This is a genomic window from Streptomyces sp. NBC_00223, from assembly GCF_036199905.1.
GTDB lineage: Bacteria > Actinomycetota > Actinomycetes > Streptomycetales > Streptomycetaceae > Actinacidiphila.
This window is the reverse complement of the sequence record NZ_CP108109.1, coordinates 5,836,249-5,853,042: the sequence shown is the minus strand read 5'-3', so window position 1 is coordinate 5,853,042 and position 16,794 is coordinate 5,836,249. Positions and strand designations below refer to the sequence as shown.

Sequence of the window (16,794 nt, the reverse complement as noted above, 5' to 3'; positions counted from 1 at the left end):
AGCGCTGTCAGATCTCAGGAGGACGTGTCTCCCATGGCCGAGCTCTATCCCCCCATCGAGCCGTACGAGCACGGCATGCTCGACGTCGGCGACGGCAACGGCGTGTACTGGGAGGTCTGCGGTAACCCCGCGGGCAAGCCCGCCGTCGTCCTGCACGGCGGGCCGGGTTCCGGCGCGGGGCCGTTCTGGCGGCGGCTGTTCGACCCGGTGGCGTACCGTGTCGTACTCCTCGACCAGCGCGGGTGCGGGCGGAGCACGCCGGACGCCGCCGATCCGGGGACCTCGCTCGCCGTCAACACCACGCCGCGTCTGATCACCGACATCGAGCTGCTGCGGCGGCACCTCGGCATCGAGAAGTGGCTGGTCATGGGCGGCTCCTGGGGCGTGACCCTCGCGTTGGCCTACGCCGAGCAACACTCCGCGCGCGTATCCGAGTTGGTGCTCTTCAGCGTCACCAACACCACCCGCCGCGAAGTGGAGTGGGTCACCCGGGACATGGGGCGGATCTTCCCCGAGGAGTGGGCCCGCTTCCGCGACGCCGTACCGGGGCCGGAGCGCGACGGCAGCCTGGTGGAGGCGTACGCGCGGATGCTCGCCGACCCCGATCCGGCCGTACGGGAACGGGCGGCGCGGGAGTGGTGCCGCTGGGAGGACGTGCACGTGTCCACCCACCGGGGGTACCGGCCCGATCCCCGCTACGACGACCCGCGCTTCCGGATGCGCTTCGCCCGCCTCGTCACGCACTACTGGCGGCACGCCGGCTTCCTGGAGGACGGGGCACTGCTGCGCGACGCCGGAAAGCTCGCGGGCATCCCCGGCGTGATGGTCCACGGCCGGATGGACATCAGCGGCCCCCCGGACATCGCGTGGCACCTGTCTCAGGCATGGCCGGACGCGGACCTCGTCCTGATCGACGAGGAGGGCCACGGCCTGTCGGGCGACGCGACAACGACGGCGGTCCTCACGGCGACAACCCGCTTCGCCACAAGCTAGAAAACCGCGCCGCCCCGGCGGCAGGGGGCCGCCGGGGCGGCGGGCGGGGTCAGGTGGTCAGCTCCTCGGCGGAGCGGACCGCGAGGTCAAGAACGCGGGCGTCGGCGAGGAGGACGGACACGTTTCCGGGCAGCGGGAGGCCGTCGCGGCGGGTGATCCGGAAGACATGGCGCTCCCCCGGCAGCAGCGTGACCAGAGCGCTGTCCACGGCCAGTTCGGCCGGTTCGACGCCGAGCGGCCCGGCGAGCCGGTCGGCGAAGACACACACGTCCCGCAGCACGGTCACCGCCGTGACCGTCACCAGGAGTGCGCCGTCCACGACCGCCGGGTCGACCGCGCGCTCGGGCCGCGGGCGGGTCAGCTCCCGGTCCGGGCGATAGGTCCAGACGGTCCTGACCCCGTCGGCGTCCACGACGAGCATTTCGGCGCGCGGGTCGCCGGGCAGGGCGACGTCGGGGTCGAGGACCACCCGCAGCAGACCCCCGGCCGGGCAGTCGGGCCGCAGCCGGGCCCGCGCGTGCTCCCGGCCGTCGAACCCGACCCGCCGGACGAGCACGTCGGGCCGCCAGTCGCCGTCGGAGTCGTTGACGAGCGCGAGCACGAGCCCCCCGTCACCGGTCGGGTCGTGGGTCGGTCCCGGGTGGACCGGCTGGACCGTGGCCAGCCGAGGCGCGAACGCGTGCCGCAGCGCGTGCCACAGCGGCTTCTCGATCCCCGCGCTGTCGACCGCCGACCAACTGATCGCGGGCCAGCAGTCGTTGAGCTGCCATACGACGACCCCGCCGCAGCGCTCGCGGGAGCGCAGCCACTCGGTACCCGCCGCGACGGCACGCGCCTGGACCAGTTGGGTCGCGAAGTGCCAGTCGGCGCCGTTGCCGGGCGTGGGCACATGCGGCTGGAGGCCGCGGGTGAGCTTGTGCATGCCGTCGATCGCCCGCAGATGGTGGCGGGTGAGCGGCGAGTCGGGCCCGGGGGTCTCACCGTCGAGGACCCGGGTCAGCGTGGTCCACGCGGCGGGCCCGCACCACCCCATCTCCGCGACGAACGACGGGTCGTGGTCGCGGTAGTGCGCGTAGTCGGCGTCGTTCCAGGGGTCCCACAGATGGCTGGGGCCGTGGCTGTCGGCCAGCGGGTCGCGCTCGACGGTGCCCGACCAGGGCGAGTTCGGCAGGTAGGGGCGGGTCGGGTCGAGGCGGGCCAGCACCCGGGGCAGTACGTCCAGGTAGTAGGCCGCGCCCCAGCCGCGCGTACCGAGCTGGTCGGCCCAGCCCCAGTGGTGCCGGCCGAGAACGGTCTCGTTGCCGCCGCACCAGAGCACGAGACTGGGGTGCGCCGACATCCGCGCGACGGCCTGTTCCGCCTCGGCGGTGACCAGTTCGGCCGTCTCGTCGTCCTCGCAGTAGGCGGCGCACGCGAAGAGGAAGTCGTGCCAGACGAGAACCCCGCGTTCGTCGCAGGCGTCGAGGAACTCCTCGGTCGCGAAGTGGCCGCCGCCCCAGACCCGCAGGAGGTTGGCGTTTCCCGCGACGGCCTGGTCGATCCGCCGGGTGACGCGTTCGGGCGTCGCGCGGCTGGCGAGAGTGTCGTCCGGGATCCAGTTGTAGCCGCGTACGCGTACGGTCCGGCCGTTGACGACCAGCGCCCAGCGGGTGCCGAGCGGGTCCGGGGCCTCCTCGACCGCCACCGAGCGCAGCCCGGGCCGGACGGCGGCGGTGTCGAGTACGCCGTCGCCGTGGACGAGTTCGGCCCGCAGTCCGTAGCGGGGCTGCTCGCCGAGGCCGATCGGCCACCACAGGTCGGGGTCGTCGACGGTGAGCGCGAGGGCCGCCTCGCCGTCGGTGACCGGGCCCGTCGCCGATCCGGCGGGCCGCCCGGCCGGATCGGTCAGCTCGACCCGGACATGGGAGCCGGCCGGGGCGTCGACGCGCACATGGGCCGTGAGGTGGGCCACGCTGTGGTCGGGGGTGAGCCGGACGAGCGGCCGTACATGCTCGATCCGCCCGGTGTACGTCTCCAGCCGGATGTCGCGCCAGATGCCCGCGGTGACGTAGTGCGGCCCCCAGTCCCAGCCGAAGTTCGCCGCGGCCTTGCGCACGTGCGCGTACGGCTCGTCGTACGGGCTGGGCAGCGGGCCGTGCGCGCGTTCATGGGCGTGGGCGGCTTCCCAGGCCGAGGCGAAGCGCACCTCGACGAGGTTGTCGCCCGGCCGCATGGCGTCGTCCGCCCGCCACCGGTAGGCCAGGTGCTGGTCCCGCGCGGCGCCGATGTGCTGCCCGTTGACGTACACCTCGGCGACGGTGTCGAGGCCGTCGGCGACGAGGTCGGTGCGGGTGCCGGGGGTCGGTGACCAGGAGAAGTGGCGGCGGTAGGTCCATTGGGAGTGGCCGACCCAGGTCTGTGCCAGTTCGCCCCACCCGGCGTCGGGATCGGCGAGCAGGCCGGCGGCGAGCAGGGCCGTGTGCACCTCGCCGGGCACCTGGGCGCGCACAGCCGCCGTCCGGATGGCGTCGGGGGCGTCGTGCGGGCCGCCCGACCAGGTCAGTTCCCATTCGCCGCCGAGGTCGAGCCGGGTGGCGGCGGGCGTGGTCGTTTGCGTGGTGAGTGTCATCCCTTGACCGCCCCCGCGGTGAGTGCTTCCTGCATACGGCGGCTCGCCAGCGAATAGGCGACGTACACCGGCAGCAGGGTCAGTACCGTGCCGGCGGTGAGCACACCGAAGTCGGTCGAGTCGGAGATCAGCGTGGGCAGTGCCACTTGGACGGTGCGGACATCGGGTCCGGTGCCGGTGATGGTCAGTGAGAAGAGGTACTCGTTCCAGAACGTGAGCAGTTGCAGGATCGCCACGCTCACCACGCCGGGCATGGCGATGGGGATGAACACATTGACCAGCAGCCGCCAGTTGCCCGCGCCGTCGAGCGCCGCGGACTCCACCAGGGCCGTCGGCACGGTCCGCATGAACTGGGTGAGCAGGAGCACCGACAGCGGCAGCGCGCTGGCCGGCAGGAAGAGCATCTGGAACTCACGCGTGTAGAACATGTCCATTTTGATCGCCAGGATGACCGTGGGGATCAGCGCCGCGAACGGCGGGATCAGGAAGCCCACCGAGAAGGCCCCGGTGACCAGCCGCGAGAGCCGGTTGTCCAGCCGGGCGAGCGCGAAGGCCGCGGGCAGCGCGAGACCGAGGGTCAGCACGATCGCGACCGCGGAGATCAGCAGCGAGTTCAGCAGGGCCTGCCCGAGGTCCGCGGTCTGCCAGGAGGTGCGGAAGTTGTGCCACAGCCAGTGCTCGGGCAACGCGAAGGGGTGGTTGAAGATCTCGATGTTGGTCTTGAGGGCGCTGACCACGAGGTAGTAGAGCGGCACCGCGAGCACCAGCGCGTACAGCCAGGACAGCGGAATGGCGAGCAGTCCCGCGCCGCGCCGCCGGGAGCGCCGTACGAGGCGGGCGCGTTGGGGGCTCCGCACGGGGGCGCGGGAGGGCGAGGGGGGCGAGGGGGTGCGGACGGTCATCGGATCTTCTCCAAGGGGCTGCGCATCAGCGCGCGGATCAGCAGCATCCCGGCCACCCCGACCAGCAGCAGGACGACGCCGACGACCTGGCTGTAGCCGAGGTCGCTCTGCGAGAACGCCTTCTCGTACACCAGGTAGGACAAGGTGGTGGACGAGGTGCCGGGACCGCCCTTGGTGAGCAGCAGGATCAGTGCGGCGGAGGTGAACAGCGTCCACAGGAACTGCAGCATCGTCAGAGTGCGGACGTAGTCCTTGACCATCGGGAACGTGATCTGCCACATGATGCGGAAGCGTCCGGCGCCGTCGATCCTGGCCGCCTCGATCACCTCGCCGGGGACGCTCGCCAGTCGGGAGGCGAACAGCACGGCGGTCCAGCCGACGCCGCGCCACAGGTCGATGGCGATCAGGCTGGGCAGGGCGGTGCTGGGATCGGCGAGCCAGGAGCGGGCGAGCGAGTCCAGACCCATCGCGTTCAGCAGGCCGTTGGTACCGCCGTTCGGCGACAGCACCCCGTAGAAGATCATGCCGGTGATGGAGATGGAGATCAGGCCCGGCGAGAAGTACAGCACGGACAGCAGCCGGTAGCCGCGCGGTTTGGTGCTCAGGTGGTAGCCGAGCATGAAGGCCAGCGGGATCATCACCGGGATGACGACGGCGACCTGCACCGCGCTGTTGCGCAGTGCGTCGTGGAAGAGCGGGTCGCCGAAGACATGCCGGATGTTGTCGGTGCCGACATAGGCGGGGTCGTAGATGAGGCCCTTCCACCGCATGGTGGCGATGACGAACATCGCCACCAGCGGCCCTACCGAGAAGACGGCGAACCACACCAGGGACGGGACCGTCAGCCAGAGCAGACGGGGGGTGTTCAGGCCGCCGCGGCGCCGTCCGCGGCGGCGGGCGGCCGGCGGCGCGGGCTCAGGCGCGGCGCGGGTGGCGGCCGGCGTGCTGGTCAATGACATGGAACTGTTTCTTTCGGCCGGAGAAGGACTGGCGGTGCGGGAGAGCGCGGGACGGGCGGGTGCCGGACCGGTGCCGGAGCGGTGCCGGAGCGGTGCTACGGGCACGGGCCGTGCGGGGGCCGCCGTGGTGCGGCGGCCTCCGCACGGGAGCTGCGCGGTCGGCCGCTCAGCTCTTGGTGGCGTCGTCGAGGCCCTTGCAGATCTTGTCGGCGGAGGACTTTCCGTACGCCCCGGTCAGGACCTGGATGATCGGGTCGGACGCGGAGCCGATCCACACGTCGGGCACCACGGCGTAGTCCACCGTGCCGTCGAGCTTGATCGACTGGGACAGCAGCGGGTCTGTGGCGTACTGCGAGAAGTCGCCGGCGGTGGGCGGCAGGATGCTCGCGTCCTTCACGAAGTCACCGACGGCCGCGTCCTTGTAGAAGGAGGTGATGAGCTTGCGCACGTTGTCGATACGGTCCTTCGACGCACCGCGCTTGGTGATCATGAAGCCGACACCGGTGAAGCCCTGGAAGGCGGTGGGGTTCTTGTAGACCGAGCCGGCGGGCAGCGGCAGCCCGCCGAGCGTGGTGTGCGTCTCGACGCCGGTGCCGGACTTCTTGGCGTCGGTGTAGGCCCAGGAGCCCGCGGACATGATCGCGGCCTTGCCGGAGTAGTAGGCCGCGTACATCGCGTCGGCGTTCAGGCCGGCCGCGCTGTCGGCGAAGACCTTGGCGTCACGCAGCTGGGTGAAGAGCTCGATGCCCTGCATCACGGACGGGGTGGCGCAGTAGCCGCCGCTCTGCATGACCTTCTCCATGGTCGCGGCGTCCGTGAAGGACTCGGCGATCTGGTAGAAGAGCTTCTGGCCGGTCCAGTCGTTGCCGCCGACCGTGAGCGGCTGGACGCCCTTGGCGCGCAGCTTCTTGGCGGCGTCGATCAGCTCGTCGGTGGTGGTCGGGATCTTGTCGACGCCGGCCTGCTCGAGCAGGTCGGTGTTGTACCAGAGCGGCCAGCTGAACCCGGAGAACGGCAGGCCCTGGAGCTTGCCGTCGGGCTTGCCGCCGACCCGCCACTCATTGAGCGCGGCGGGCTTCACCTTGTCGGCGAGGCCCCACTCCTTGAGGTAGTCGTCGACCGGGACGGTGACACCGGCGTCCAGCCAGCCGAGCGTCTTGTCGTAGAGGTTGACGATCACCAGGTCGGGGGACTTGCCGGCCGCCACGGCGTTCTCCACCTGGTCGTCGATGGTCTCCAGGCCGTCGGTGGAGTTGACCTTGACGCCGGTCTCCGTGGTGAACGCCTTGAAGACGCCCGCCTGCGCCGCCGCCGCGGTGTTGCCGGCCGACCAGCGGGTGACGACATCGATCGAGTTGCTGCTGCCGGTGCCGTTCGCCGAGTCGCCGCTCGTGCCGCAGCCGCCTACGGCGAGGGCGAGGGCGCTGACGACGGACGCGGCCACTACGCGCACGGCCCGTGACCTGGTGCGGTGGTCCATGGTTTTTCCTTTGTTCTGCTGCTTCGGGGCAGGACGAGGTGACAGCGCGTCGATCTCGACGATCGGCCTGTGGCGGTGTGGGGAACGACGAGCTGAAACGCGCCGGGGAGGGTGTCCCGGGCGGTTGCCGATGGCACACCGGTGTACGTGGGTACGTGGTGCTCGGCACACAGCGTCTACGACGCCAACCCCGAAGTCAATAACAAAGATTAGTAATCTATGAAAGCGCTACCGGACGACAAGCCGGGCGGGCGCGGCCTTGACCGTACGGGGTCCGGCCGGGACCGCGGTGTCCTCCGCCAGGGCCTCGGCCAGTACGTTCCCGGCCAGCTCGCCCAGCTCCTGGACATCGTGGCTGACGGCGCTGAGCGGGGGAACGGCCAGTTGGCACAGCGCCGAGTCGTCCCAGGCGACGAGGAAGAGATCGGCCGGGACCGCCAGCCCGAGGCGGCCCGCCTCGTGCTGGGCGCCGAGCGCCATGACGTCGTTGTCGAAGACCAGCGCGGTCGGCCGGTCCGCCAGCTCCGCGAGGGCGCCGAGGGCGCGCACGCCCGCCGCCTCGGAGTAGTCGCCGTCGAAGGTCGCCGTGCGGACGCCGAGTTCCGCCGCGACCTCCTCGAAGGTGCGGCGCCGGATGATCGTGTGCGCCATCTGCGCCGGGCCGGCGACATGGCCGAGGTGGGTGTGGCCCGCGGCGGCCAGTTCGGTGACGACATCGCGCATGGCGACCTCGTCCTGCGTCCACACCGCCGGCAGCCCGCCCGCGGTGACCGGGTCCCCGATGACGACGGTCGGCATGCCCAACCGCTTGACCAGCTCGACGCGTTCGTCACCGGGGAGCAGATCGATCAGGATCATGCCCTGCACCTGGCCGCGCTGCGCCCAGGCCCGCATCCGGTCGCTCGCCTGCCGTACCGTGGCGACGACCTGGAGCAGCACCGGCACACCGAGCGGCGCGAGCACGCGTTCCATACCCGCGATGAACTCGTGGAAGAAGGGCTCGGTACCGAGGACCTCCGCGTCCCGGACGAGGGCGAGACCGACCGGCGTCCCCTCCTGCGGGCGTGGCGCCGTACGGGTCGGTGCCGCGGCCATGGTGTCCTCCTCGTCGATTAACCTCGTCCCGTGACGTAGTCGTGCGACAGCGTACGGCGAGACGAGAGGTGGTCGAGCGTGGCCCGACGGGAGTCTGCGGCCGCCGGGCCCGGGAGCCGGGCGCTCATCGTGGACCTCATCCGGTCTTCCGGACCGATCAGCCGGGTGGAGCTGGTCAAGGTCACCGGGCTCACCCAGCCGACGATCTCCAACATCGTCCGCCGGCTGATCGACGACGGGGTCGTCCGCGAGACCGGCGACACGGTCGCGACCCGCGGCAAGCCCCGGGCCATGCTGATCATCAACTCCCGCGCGGCGTACGGCGTGGGCATCCATGTGGGCGCGGACACCCTGACCTGCGTGGTGACCGACACCCGGGGCGGTACCGTCGGCCGCCAGCTCGTCGCCGGGACCGCCGACAGCCGGCCGGCGGGCGTGGTGGCGCGGCTCGCCGCGCTCTACCGGGATGTCACCGACGGCCTCGGGCTGCCGCCGCAGAGCGTGGCCGGGATGGCGGTCGTCGGGCCGGGACCGGTCGACATCGCCCGGGGCGGGTTCCTCGCGCCGCCGGGCCTGCGGCAGTGGGCCGGACTCGACCTGGCCCGGGCCCTGACCGGCCGGCTTGACGTGCCGGTGCTCGTGGACAGCGACGCCTCGGCGGCCGCCGTCGGGGAGTTCTGGGGGCGGCGGGTGTCCCGGGAGCGCGTCTTCGGGTGCCTGTACATGAACTCCGGCATCGGTTCCGGCGTGGTGCTGGACGGCGCACTCCACCGCGGCGCCAGTTCGAACGCGGGGAAGATCGGCCATGTCACGGTGGTCCGCGACGGCGAGCGCTGCCACTGCGGCAATCGGGGCTGCCTGGAGCAGTACGCCGCTCCGCGGGTGCTCGTCGCCCGGGCCCGGGCCGTTCCCGGTCTGGCCGACCGGCTGCGGATACGTCCCGACGACCCCGACGCGCGGGCCTTCGACGTGCTCGCGCGCGCCGCGATCTACGGCGACGCGGAGGCCCGCGCGCTTGTCGACGAGTCGGCGGCGCTGCTCGCGGAGGGCGCGGTCACGCTCGCGAACCTGTGGGATCTCGACACACTCGTGCTCGCCGGGCCCGGCTTCGCCGTCGCCGGGTCGATCTACGTCACCGAGATCCGCCGCCGGCTCGCGGAGCGGGCGTTCACCCGGGATGTGCACGGCGTGCGGGTCGATCTGTCGAGCAATCCGCGGGACGCCGCGGCGATCGGCGGGGCGGCCCTGGTGCTCCAGGGTTCGGTCGCGCCGGGCCACGGACCGCAGGTCACGGCCCGCGCCTAGCGCGCCGACCGCGCACGTCTCCCCCTGTCACCCGCGCTCCGGCGCGCAGACGGATTCGCGCACGTCTCTTGATGCGGGCGCGGGGCGCCGGTACGTTACGCGGACCGCCCGGCTCCCGACCGGTTGACGCCAAGGAGTTACATGCATAGATTAATAATGTAACTTACTCGCAAATAGTTGGGTGTTGAGCGGAAGGCCGTCCGGACGTCCCGTCCCGGCGGTGTCCCACCGGTACGCGAGTCCCCGTACCGGCCACGCACGGCGCACCGCGTCCTGAACCGCCCCTCGCACCAAGGGACTTGAGCACCATGGCCGTGCCGCCGGGCCCGGCGGCACGCACTCCTCCGCGCCCTCGCGCGGTGTTTCGGCGTCCGGATCCAGCCGCCCGGCGCCGCCTCGCTCCGATCAACCGCGCCCCGTCGATGCCGGCTGCGACCGGCGCCCACGTCGGGGATCCGCCTCCGCAAAGGAACCCCCCATGAGACATGACAGAACCCGCCGGGCCTCGCGCATCGGCGCCCGGCTCAAAGCGCTCTGCGCCCTCATCGGCGTCGCCGCGCTGATGTCGGTCGCCCTGCCCGCGCTCACGGCGCAGGCGGCCGCCCCTCGCGTCCTTCACGTCGCCAAGAACGGCAATGACGCCAACTCCGGTACGCAGGCGTCCCCTTATCTGTCCGTCAACCGCGCGGCGCAGGAGGCGCAGCCCGGCGACACGGTGATGGTGCACGCCGGGCTCTACCGGGAAACGGTCAAGCCGGCCCGGGGCGGCACCGACGAGTCGCACCGCATCACGTACACCAACGCCGGTGACGGCGAGGTCGTCATCAAGGGCTCGGAGGAGATCAACTCCTGGGTGAAGTCCAGCGGCAACGTCTGGAGCGTCACCCTGCCCAACAGCTGGTTCGGCAGCTGGAACCCGTACGCCCAGGGACAGCCGAACGGCGGTGGCGGAGGCACCTTCGCCGGCTACAACGCCGGTGACGTCTACCTCGACGAGACCGCGTACAACGAGAAGCCCGCGCTCAGCAATGTGCAGAGCACGGCGAACACCTGGTACTCCGAGGTCGGTTCGTCCAACACCACCATCTGGGCCAACTTCAGCGGGGCCGACCCCAACGCCCGGCTCGGCGAGATCAACGTCCGCCGACAGATCTTCGCGCCCGACGTGTGGGGCCTCGGCTACATCACCGTCAACGGCTTCACGATCAAGCACGCGGCCAACACGTACTCCGACTTCCCCGACAGCCCCGACCGCCGGCAGGCCGGCGCGATCAGCGTCTACGGCGGGCTGAAGTGGATCATCCAGAACAACATCGTCGTCAACGCCAGGACGATCGGCATCGACATCGGCCTGAGCAACGACACCTGGGCCGGAAACCGCCCGGGCACACCGCGCACCGACTTCCACGACACGAGCAAGTACGGCTCGCACATCGTCCGCAACAACTACATCGCCAAGTGCGGCCAGTCGGGGATCGCCGGTGTCTTCTCCTGGCACTCGCAGATCCTCTACAACATGATCGAGGACACCAACTACCGCAATGAGTTCAGCGGTGCGGAGACGGCCCCGATCAAGGTCCACTACATGAACGAAGGGCTCATCAAGGGCAATTACGTCAAGAACTCGAAGGGCGGCAACTCCGCAGGTATCTGGACCGACTGGGGCAACCAGAATGTCCGCATCACGGGCAACATCGTGATGAACAGCCCGTGGGGCTACTACGCCGAGGCCGTCCACGGACCCATTCTCGTGGACAACAACGTCTTCATCGGCAACAGCGACATCCGGACCCTGGACGCCACCGGCATCGTCTTCGCCAACAACCTGTTCCTCGACAACGGCCGCGTCAACACGGACGGCTCCGGCAGGGACGCGTACTACTTCCAGCCGGGCACGATGAACGAGACCACCGCGCTCACCTCCCCGCAGAAGTTCTTCTGGTACAACAACCTGGTCCAGGGCACGACTCTTCCCGACAGCGCGACGGACAAGACGCAGGTCAAGGAAGGGAACTTCAGCAACGTCATCTCCAACGCCCGTTACACGGCGACCAATACGCAGATGTCGCTGAGCTTCGATCTGGACGCGTCCGGCATCAAGGGACTGACCCCGGTGACACAGTCCCGGGTGGGCGTCATTCCGCGTGCCAACCAGAGCATCGCGGCCGATGTGACCACCGACTTCTTCGGTGCGGCGGTCAACACCGGCAGTGTCATGGCGGGTCCGTTCGCGGGCGCGCACAACGGCACCAACTCGTTCGCGCTGTGGCCGCCGGCCGGCCAGACCGTGCCGAAGCCGCCGGAGCCTCCGGCGGGCACGCCGGTGAATCTGTCGCTGAACGCCAACGCCAAGGCGACCGCCTCCTACCAGGACGGCACGCTGACCGCCGCCAACGCCATCGACGGCAACCCCTCCACCCGCTGGTCAAGCGACCACAGCAACGACAACAACGCCTGGATCCAGATCGACCTCGGCAGCACGTACACCCTCTCCACGGCCGTACTGTCCTGGGAAGCCGCCTACGCCAAGGGCTACAAGATCCAGGTCTCCGACGACGCCACCCACTGGACCGACGCCTACTCCACCACCACCGGCCAGGGCGGCACCGAAACCGTCACCGTCAACAAATCCGGCCGCTACGTCCGTATGCAGGGCGTCACCCCCGCCACTCAATACGGCTACTCGCTCTACGAGTTCGAGATCTACGGCACCCCGGCCGGCGCCACCGGCAGCGGTCCGACCTTCTACGGCGACGCCAACTACGGCGGCACGGCCGTGACGCTGGGCGCGGGCAACTACGACCTGCCGCAGTTGCAGGCCGCGGGCATCGCCAACGACAGCATCTCCTCGATCAAGGTCCCCGCCGGATACACCGTCACCGCCTACGCCGACGGCGGCTTCACCGGCACCCAGTGGACCTTCACCGCCGACAACCCCAACCTCACCACCACCGGCAACAACGACGCCATCTCCTCCCTGCGCGTCACCGGCGGCGGAACCGGCGGCACGGCCGGCCCGGGCGACAGCGGCGGCAGCGCCCTGCGGTCACGGGCGAACAGCCTCTATGTCACCGCGGGGTCGTCACCGCTGGTCGCCAACGCGAGCACACTGACCGCGGCCCAGCGCTTCGACCTCGTCCATCTCGACACTGACAACGTTGCCATCCGCGCGCACGCCAACAACCAGTACGTCAGCGCCGACAACGCCGGAGCGGCCGCCCTCATCGCCAACCGCCCCACCGCAGGCGCCTGGGAGACCTTCCACCTGGTCACCAACCCGAACGGGACCGTGAGCCTGCAAGCGGCCGTCAACGGCAAGTACGTCACGGCCGAGAACGGCGGCGCGCAGCCGCTCATCGCCAACCGCGACTCGATCGGGCCGTGGGAGCAGTTCGACCTGACCGCGTAGCCCCGACCGTCCCCCCACCGTCCCCCCACCACAAGGGAATCCGATGACACAGGGCATGTTCCGCCCGATATCGCGCTCCGCGCTCGGCAGACGGCTGCTCGCCGTCGCCCTGCCCCTCCTGCTGCTGCTCTCGGCCGCACTCCAGTCAGGCACCGCGCGGGCGGCCGGCACGCCGGTGAATCTGTCGCTGAACGCCAACGCCAGGGCCACCGCCTCCTACCAGGACGGCACGCTGACCGCCGCCAACGCCGTCGACGGCAACCCCTCCACCCGCTGGTCCAGCGACCACAGCAACGACAACAACGCCTGGCTCCAGGTCGACCTCGCCGGCCAGTACAACGTGACCACCGCCGTACTGTCCTGGGAAGCCGCCTACGCCAAGGGCTACAAGATCCAGGTCTCCGACGACGCCACCCACTGGACCGACATCTACTCCACCACCACCGGCCAGGGCGGCACCGAAACCGTCACCGTCAACAGAACCACCCGCTACGTCCGGATGCAGGGCGTCACGCCCGCCACTCAATACGGCTACTCCCTCTGGGAGTTCGCGGTCTACGGCACCGCGGCCGACGGCACGGGCGGCACAGGCGGGACGGGGGCCGGGACCATCGGCTCCGCGACGACGGCACCGTCGACCAGCTATCCGCAGTCGTACGGCGACTGGCAGAACGGCCTTCTCGCCGGCAACGGCAAGCAGGGCATCATCGTCTTCGGCAATCCGCGCAACGACACCGTCGTCTTCGACGACAAGGACTTCTTCATGGCCCGGTCGGAGGCCCATCCGCACCGGACCTTCAACACGGTCAGCCAGGACAACATCAACAAGGTCCGCGACGAGCTGATCGCGGGCCAGTACCAGCAGGCCAACCAGCTCGCCGCCGACGTGCAGGGCTACCAGGGCGGAGGCGAGGGCAGCAAGCACCCCGGCTACAAGATGACCATCGCGATGCCGGACGCCGGAGCGATCAGCAACTACGTCCGTTCCACCGACTACTCGGCGGGCGTCGTCGCGGTCAACTGGACGGACAGCAAGGGCTCATGGGAGCGGGACTCGTTCGTCTCCCGGACCGACGGCGCCACCGTCCAGTACCAGGCGGCGCCCGCGGGCCAGAAGGAGACCATGACCCTGGGCCTGTCCATCGACCCGGGCATGAACCTCCTCAACAAGGGCGTCACCACCACCAACAACTCGACCACCGACTATCTGAATCTGCGCGCCAAGTACCCCAACGGCAGCTACAACGCCGGGTACGAGGGTGTCACCCGCATCGTCACCGACGGCACCAAGAGCCTCAGCAACGGCCAGGTCACCGTCTCCAACGCCAGCTATGTGCTGCTGCTTTCGCTGACCCAGCGCTACAACGGCACCTACAACGGCGGTGTCCCCGCCGAGCAGGAGTGGAACAAGAACCTGCTCCAGCAGAAGCTCGCCGCCCTCAGCGGCGACTACCGGACGCTGCTCAACCGGCACACCGGCGCGCACAGTTCGATCTTCAACCGGGTCTCCCTCGACCTGGGCGCGTCGGCGCAGGACCGCGCCAAGTCCACCGAACAGCTCCTCGCCGAGCAGAAGACGACCTCGACACCGATCCCCGCCCTGTACGAGCGGATGTTCTACGCGGGCCGCTACCACTTGCTCGGCTCCAGCGGGCCCACCCAGGCCCCGGACCTGCTCGGCAACTGGACGGGCGACAGCAATGTCGGCTGGGACGGCTACTACCACCTGGACGCGAATCTCAATCTCCAGATCTCCGGCGGCAACGTCGGCAACATGCCGGAGGCCATGGCCGGCTACTTCTACCTGAACAAGCAGTGGCAGAAGGACTTCGAGACCAACGCCAAGAAGCTGCTCGGCACGAGAGGCATGCTGACCGGAGGCAACACGCCCAACGGCGAAGGGCTGATCTCCAACATCAACTTCGACTACCCGTACCAGTACGTCACCGGCGGGGAGTCCTGGCTGCTCTACCCGTTCTGGGAGTACTACGAGGTCACCGGGGACACCACGTTCCTGGCCGACAAGTACTACCCGCTGATCCGCGACATGGGCGACTTCTACGAGGACTTCCTCACCAAGAAGGACGGCAACGGCAAGTACATCTTCGCGGGCTCCATCTCGCCGGAGAACACCCCGCCGGGCGGTGTGCCGCTGGCCGTCAACTCGGTGTACGACATCTCCGGTGCCAAGTTCGCCCTGACGACGCTGATCCAGACCGCGAAGACCCTCGGCCGTGACGCCGACAAGATCCCGGTCTGGCAGGAGAAGCTGGACCATCTGCCCCCGTACATCATCAACAACGACGGCGCGCTGGCCGAGTGGGCGTGGCCCGACCTGGCGAACAAGAACAACTACCAGCACCGGCACTCCAGCGGGCTGCTGCCCGTCTGGCCCTACCGCGAGATCACCCCGGAGACCAACCCGGCGCAGTACAAGGCCGCCCAGGTGTTCCTGCAGAAGAAGGACACCGGCAACTACGAGAACGCCGGCCACGGTCTGCTGCACGCGGCCCTGATCGCCGCCGACCTGAACAACGCCGACTCGGTGGCCGCGAAGCTGCTGCGGTTCGCCCAGGACGGCTACTACTACAACAGCATGGCCACGTCCCACTACAACAACCACAACACGTTCGCCACGGACGTGGTCAACTCCGTGCCCACGATCATGATGGAGATGCTGGCCGCCACGCAGCCGGGCACGCTGGAGCTGCTGCCCGCCGTGCCGAAGGGCCTGAAGAAGGGGTCCGTCTCCGGGATGCTCGGCAAGGGCCGGTTCACCATCGACAATCTGAGCTGGGACACCGACAACCGCAAGGTCAAGGTGACGCTCACCTCGGGCATCGACCAGAACCTGACGCTGATCCAGCGCAACGGCATCGAGTCGATCACCGGTGACGGTGTCTCGATCCAGAGTTCACCGCTCGGCGGCATCGCGCGTGTCCTGTCGCTCCAGAAGGGCAGGACGGTCACCCTCGACCTGACGCTCAGCGCGGCGAAGTCCAACCTGGCCCAGGGCAAGGCCGCTTCGGCGTCCTCCGAGTCGAACAGCGACCAGAGCGCGGCGAAGGCGTTCGACGGCGATCCGTCCACCCGTTGGAGCGCCGGCCCCGCCGCCGACAGCTGGCTCCAGGTCGACCTCGGCGGCACGTACAACCTGCGGGAGGTCGACCTCCAGTGGGAGGCGTCGTACGCCAAGGGGTACAAGCTCCAGGGCTCCACCGACGGGTCCACGTGGCGGGACCTGTACACCACGGCGAACGGCTCGGGCGGCACCGAGAAAATCCCCGTCGGCGGAACGGCCCGATACGTTCGTATGCAAGGCACAGAGAAATCCGGACAATGGGGCTACTCGCTCTACGAGATGGGGGTGTTCGGCTGACCGACGGGAATCTCCCGCCGGTTTACCGGTTGATGACAGTCTGACCTGCGACACGTAAGGGTGCCGATGCCACTCCACCGCGAGTGGCATCGGCACCCTTCTCGTCGTGAATAAGGCGTGTCACCGGCCCGAGCTGCGGAAATATGGCCGATTCCGATATCAAGAATGGCCGTTCCCGATCGGTCCGCCATTACTTCACAACCGGTAAAACCCCTGATCACAGCAGCTTTCTGCGATCCTCCGACATGCTTTTCATGGGCGTTATCTACGCGCATACCATCCGCATACCAGCGATTCACCGTTTTCCAATGCGCGCTGCCTAGCGTCGGGCCCGTCCATCGGCGACCGCCGGTGGATCGCTGGGAGCGAAGGAGGATCACCATGGCCGACGAAAACGAGCCCGTCACCGAGGAGACCGCGGAGCAGCCGGAAGTCGAGGCGCACGCCGCGGCGGAGGTGCTGGACCTTCAGGGGATCAGCGTCAACGCGACGGAGGCCTTGGACGGTCGTATTCCGGGGAGCTGCAGCTCCTGCGTGGGCTCCTTCTGCATGTGATCCGGATGCGCTAGCGCGCCGGCCGGGCCGGTGGTCATTCCACCGGCCCGGCCGGCCCGTATCCCGGTCGTTCGAGGAAGCCACGACAAGACGAGACAACACCGGTCGA

10 protein-coding genes are annotated in these 16,794 nt (G+C 69.5%); 5 read left to right on the top strand and 5 right to left on the bottom strand.

The window, feature by feature from the left end:
- Positions 1-33 precede the first annotated feature (33 nt).
- The gene (pip, locus tag OHA30_RS25010; protein WP_328916120.1) at positions 34-993 is read left to right on the top strand and encodes a prolyl aminopeptidase; all 960 of its coding nucleotides are present in this window, start codon (positions 34-36) and stop codon (positions 991-993) included.
- A gap of 49 nt (positions 994-1,042) precedes the next feature.
- Here pip and OHA30_RS25005 read toward each other — a convergent pair whose 3' ends face one another.
- The 5 genes from OHA30_RS25005 to OHA30_RS24985 form a co-directional block, all read right to left on the bottom strand.
- A complete protein-coding gene (locus tag OHA30_RS25005; RefSeq protein WP_328916119.1) occupies positions 1,043-3,601 on the bottom strand; it encodes a glycosyl hydrolase 2 galactose-binding domain-containing protein in 2,559 nt (852 codons plus the stop codon).
- Positions 3,598-4,503: a carbohydrate ABC transporter permease gene (locus OHA30_RS25000; protein WP_328916118.1), complete on the bottom strand. Its 906-nt coding sequence runs from the start codon at positions 4,501-4,503 to the stop codon at positions 3,598-3,600. The genes OHA30_RS25005 and OHA30_RS25000 overlap by 4 nt, the downstream gene beginning before the upstream one ends.
- Positions 4,500-5,462 (bottom strand): carbohydrate ABC transporter permease, encoded by a 963-nt coding sequence (locus tag OHA30_RS24995; RefSeq protein WP_328916117.1) that lies wholly within the window; start codon positions 5,460-5,462, stop codon positions 4,500-4,502. The genes OHA30_RS25000 and OHA30_RS24995 overlap by 4 nt, the downstream gene beginning before the upstream one ends.
- A gap of 166 nt (positions 5,463-5,628) precedes the next feature.
- Complete coding sequence (locus OHA30_RS24990; RefSeq protein WP_328916116.1) at positions 5,629-6,942, bottom strand: ABC transporter substrate-binding protein; 1,314 nt, start codon at positions 6,940-6,942, stop codon at positions 5,629-5,631.
- A 228-nt stretch (positions 6,943-7,170) separates the two neighbouring features.
- On the bottom strand, positions 7,171-8,037 hold the full coding sequence (locus OHA30_RS24985; RefSeq protein WP_328916115.1) for a LacI family DNA-binding transcriptional regulator: 867 nt from the start codon (positions 8,035-8,037) through the stop codon (positions 7,171-7,173).
- A gap of 78 nt (positions 8,038-8,115) precedes the next feature.
- On the opposite strand from OHA30_RS24985, the gene OHA30_RS24980 reads away from it, so the two are divergent.
- From OHA30_RS24980 to OHA30_RS24965, 4 genes are all read left to right on the top strand, one after another.
- The gene (locus tag OHA30_RS24980) at positions 8,116-9,342 is read left to right on the top strand and encodes an ROK family transcriptional regulator (protein ID WP_328916114.1); all 1,227 of its coding nucleotides are present in this window, start codon (positions 8,116-8,118) and stop codon (positions 9,340-9,342) included.
- 478 nt (positions 9,343-9,820) lie between these two features.
- On the top strand, positions 9,821-12,751 hold the full coding sequence (locus OHA30_RS24975; RefSeq protein ID WP_328916113.1) for a discoidin domain-containing protein: 2,931 nt from the start codon (positions 9,821-9,823) through the stop codon (positions 12,749-12,751).
- A gap of 43 nt (positions 12,752-12,794) precedes the next feature.
- Complete coding sequence (locus tag OHA30_RS24970; protein ID WP_328916112.1) at positions 12,795-16,130, top strand: glycosyl hydrolase family 95 catalytic domain-containing protein; 3,336 nt, start codon at positions 12,795-12,797, stop codon at positions 16,128-16,130.
- Between the two features lie 381 nt (positions 16,131-16,511).
- Positions 16,512-16,685, top strand: a complete 174-nt coding sequence (locus OHA30_RS24965; protein WP_328916111.1) for a hypothetical protein — start codon at positions 16,512-16,514, stop codon at positions 16,683-16,685.
- The last annotated feature ends 109 nt before the right edge of the window (positions 16,686-16,794 follow it).

Coding starts and splice junctions, on each gene's coding strand:
- OHA30_RS24975 (WP_328916113.1), top strand. CDS start 9,821: ATGAGACATGACAGAACCCGCCGGGCCTCGCGCATCGGCGCCCGGCTC.
- OHA30_RS24990 (WP_328916116.1), bottom strand. CDS start 6,942: ATGGACCACCGCACCAGGTCACGGGCCGTGCGCGTAGTGGCCGCGTCC.
- OHA30_RS25000 (WP_328916118.1), bottom strand. CDS start 4,503: ATGACCGTCCGCACCCCCTCGCCCCCCTCGCCCTCCCGCGCCCCCGTG.
- pip (WP_328916120.1), top strand. CDS start 34: ATGGCCGAGCTCTATCCCCCCATCGAGCCGTACGAGCACGGCATGCTC.
- OHA30_RS24965 (WP_328916111.1), top strand. CDS start 16,512: ATGGCCGACGAAAACGAGCCCGTCACCGAGGAGACCGCGGAGCAGCCG.
- OHA30_RS24970 (WP_328916112.1), top strand. CDS start 12,795: ATGACACAGGGCATGTTCCGCCCGATATCGCGCTCCGCGCTCGGCAGA.
- OHA30_RS24995 (WP_328916117.1), bottom strand. CDS start 5,462: ATGTCATTGACCAGCACGCCGGCCGCCACCCGCGCCGCGCCTGAGCCC.
- OHA30_RS24985 (WP_328916115.1), bottom strand. CDS start 8,037: ATGGCCGCGGCACCGACCCGTACGGCGCCACGCCCGCAGGAGGGGACG.
- OHA30_RS25005 (WP_328916119.1), bottom strand. CDS start 3,601: ATGACACTCACCACGCAAACGACCACGCCCGCCGCCACCCGGCTCGAC.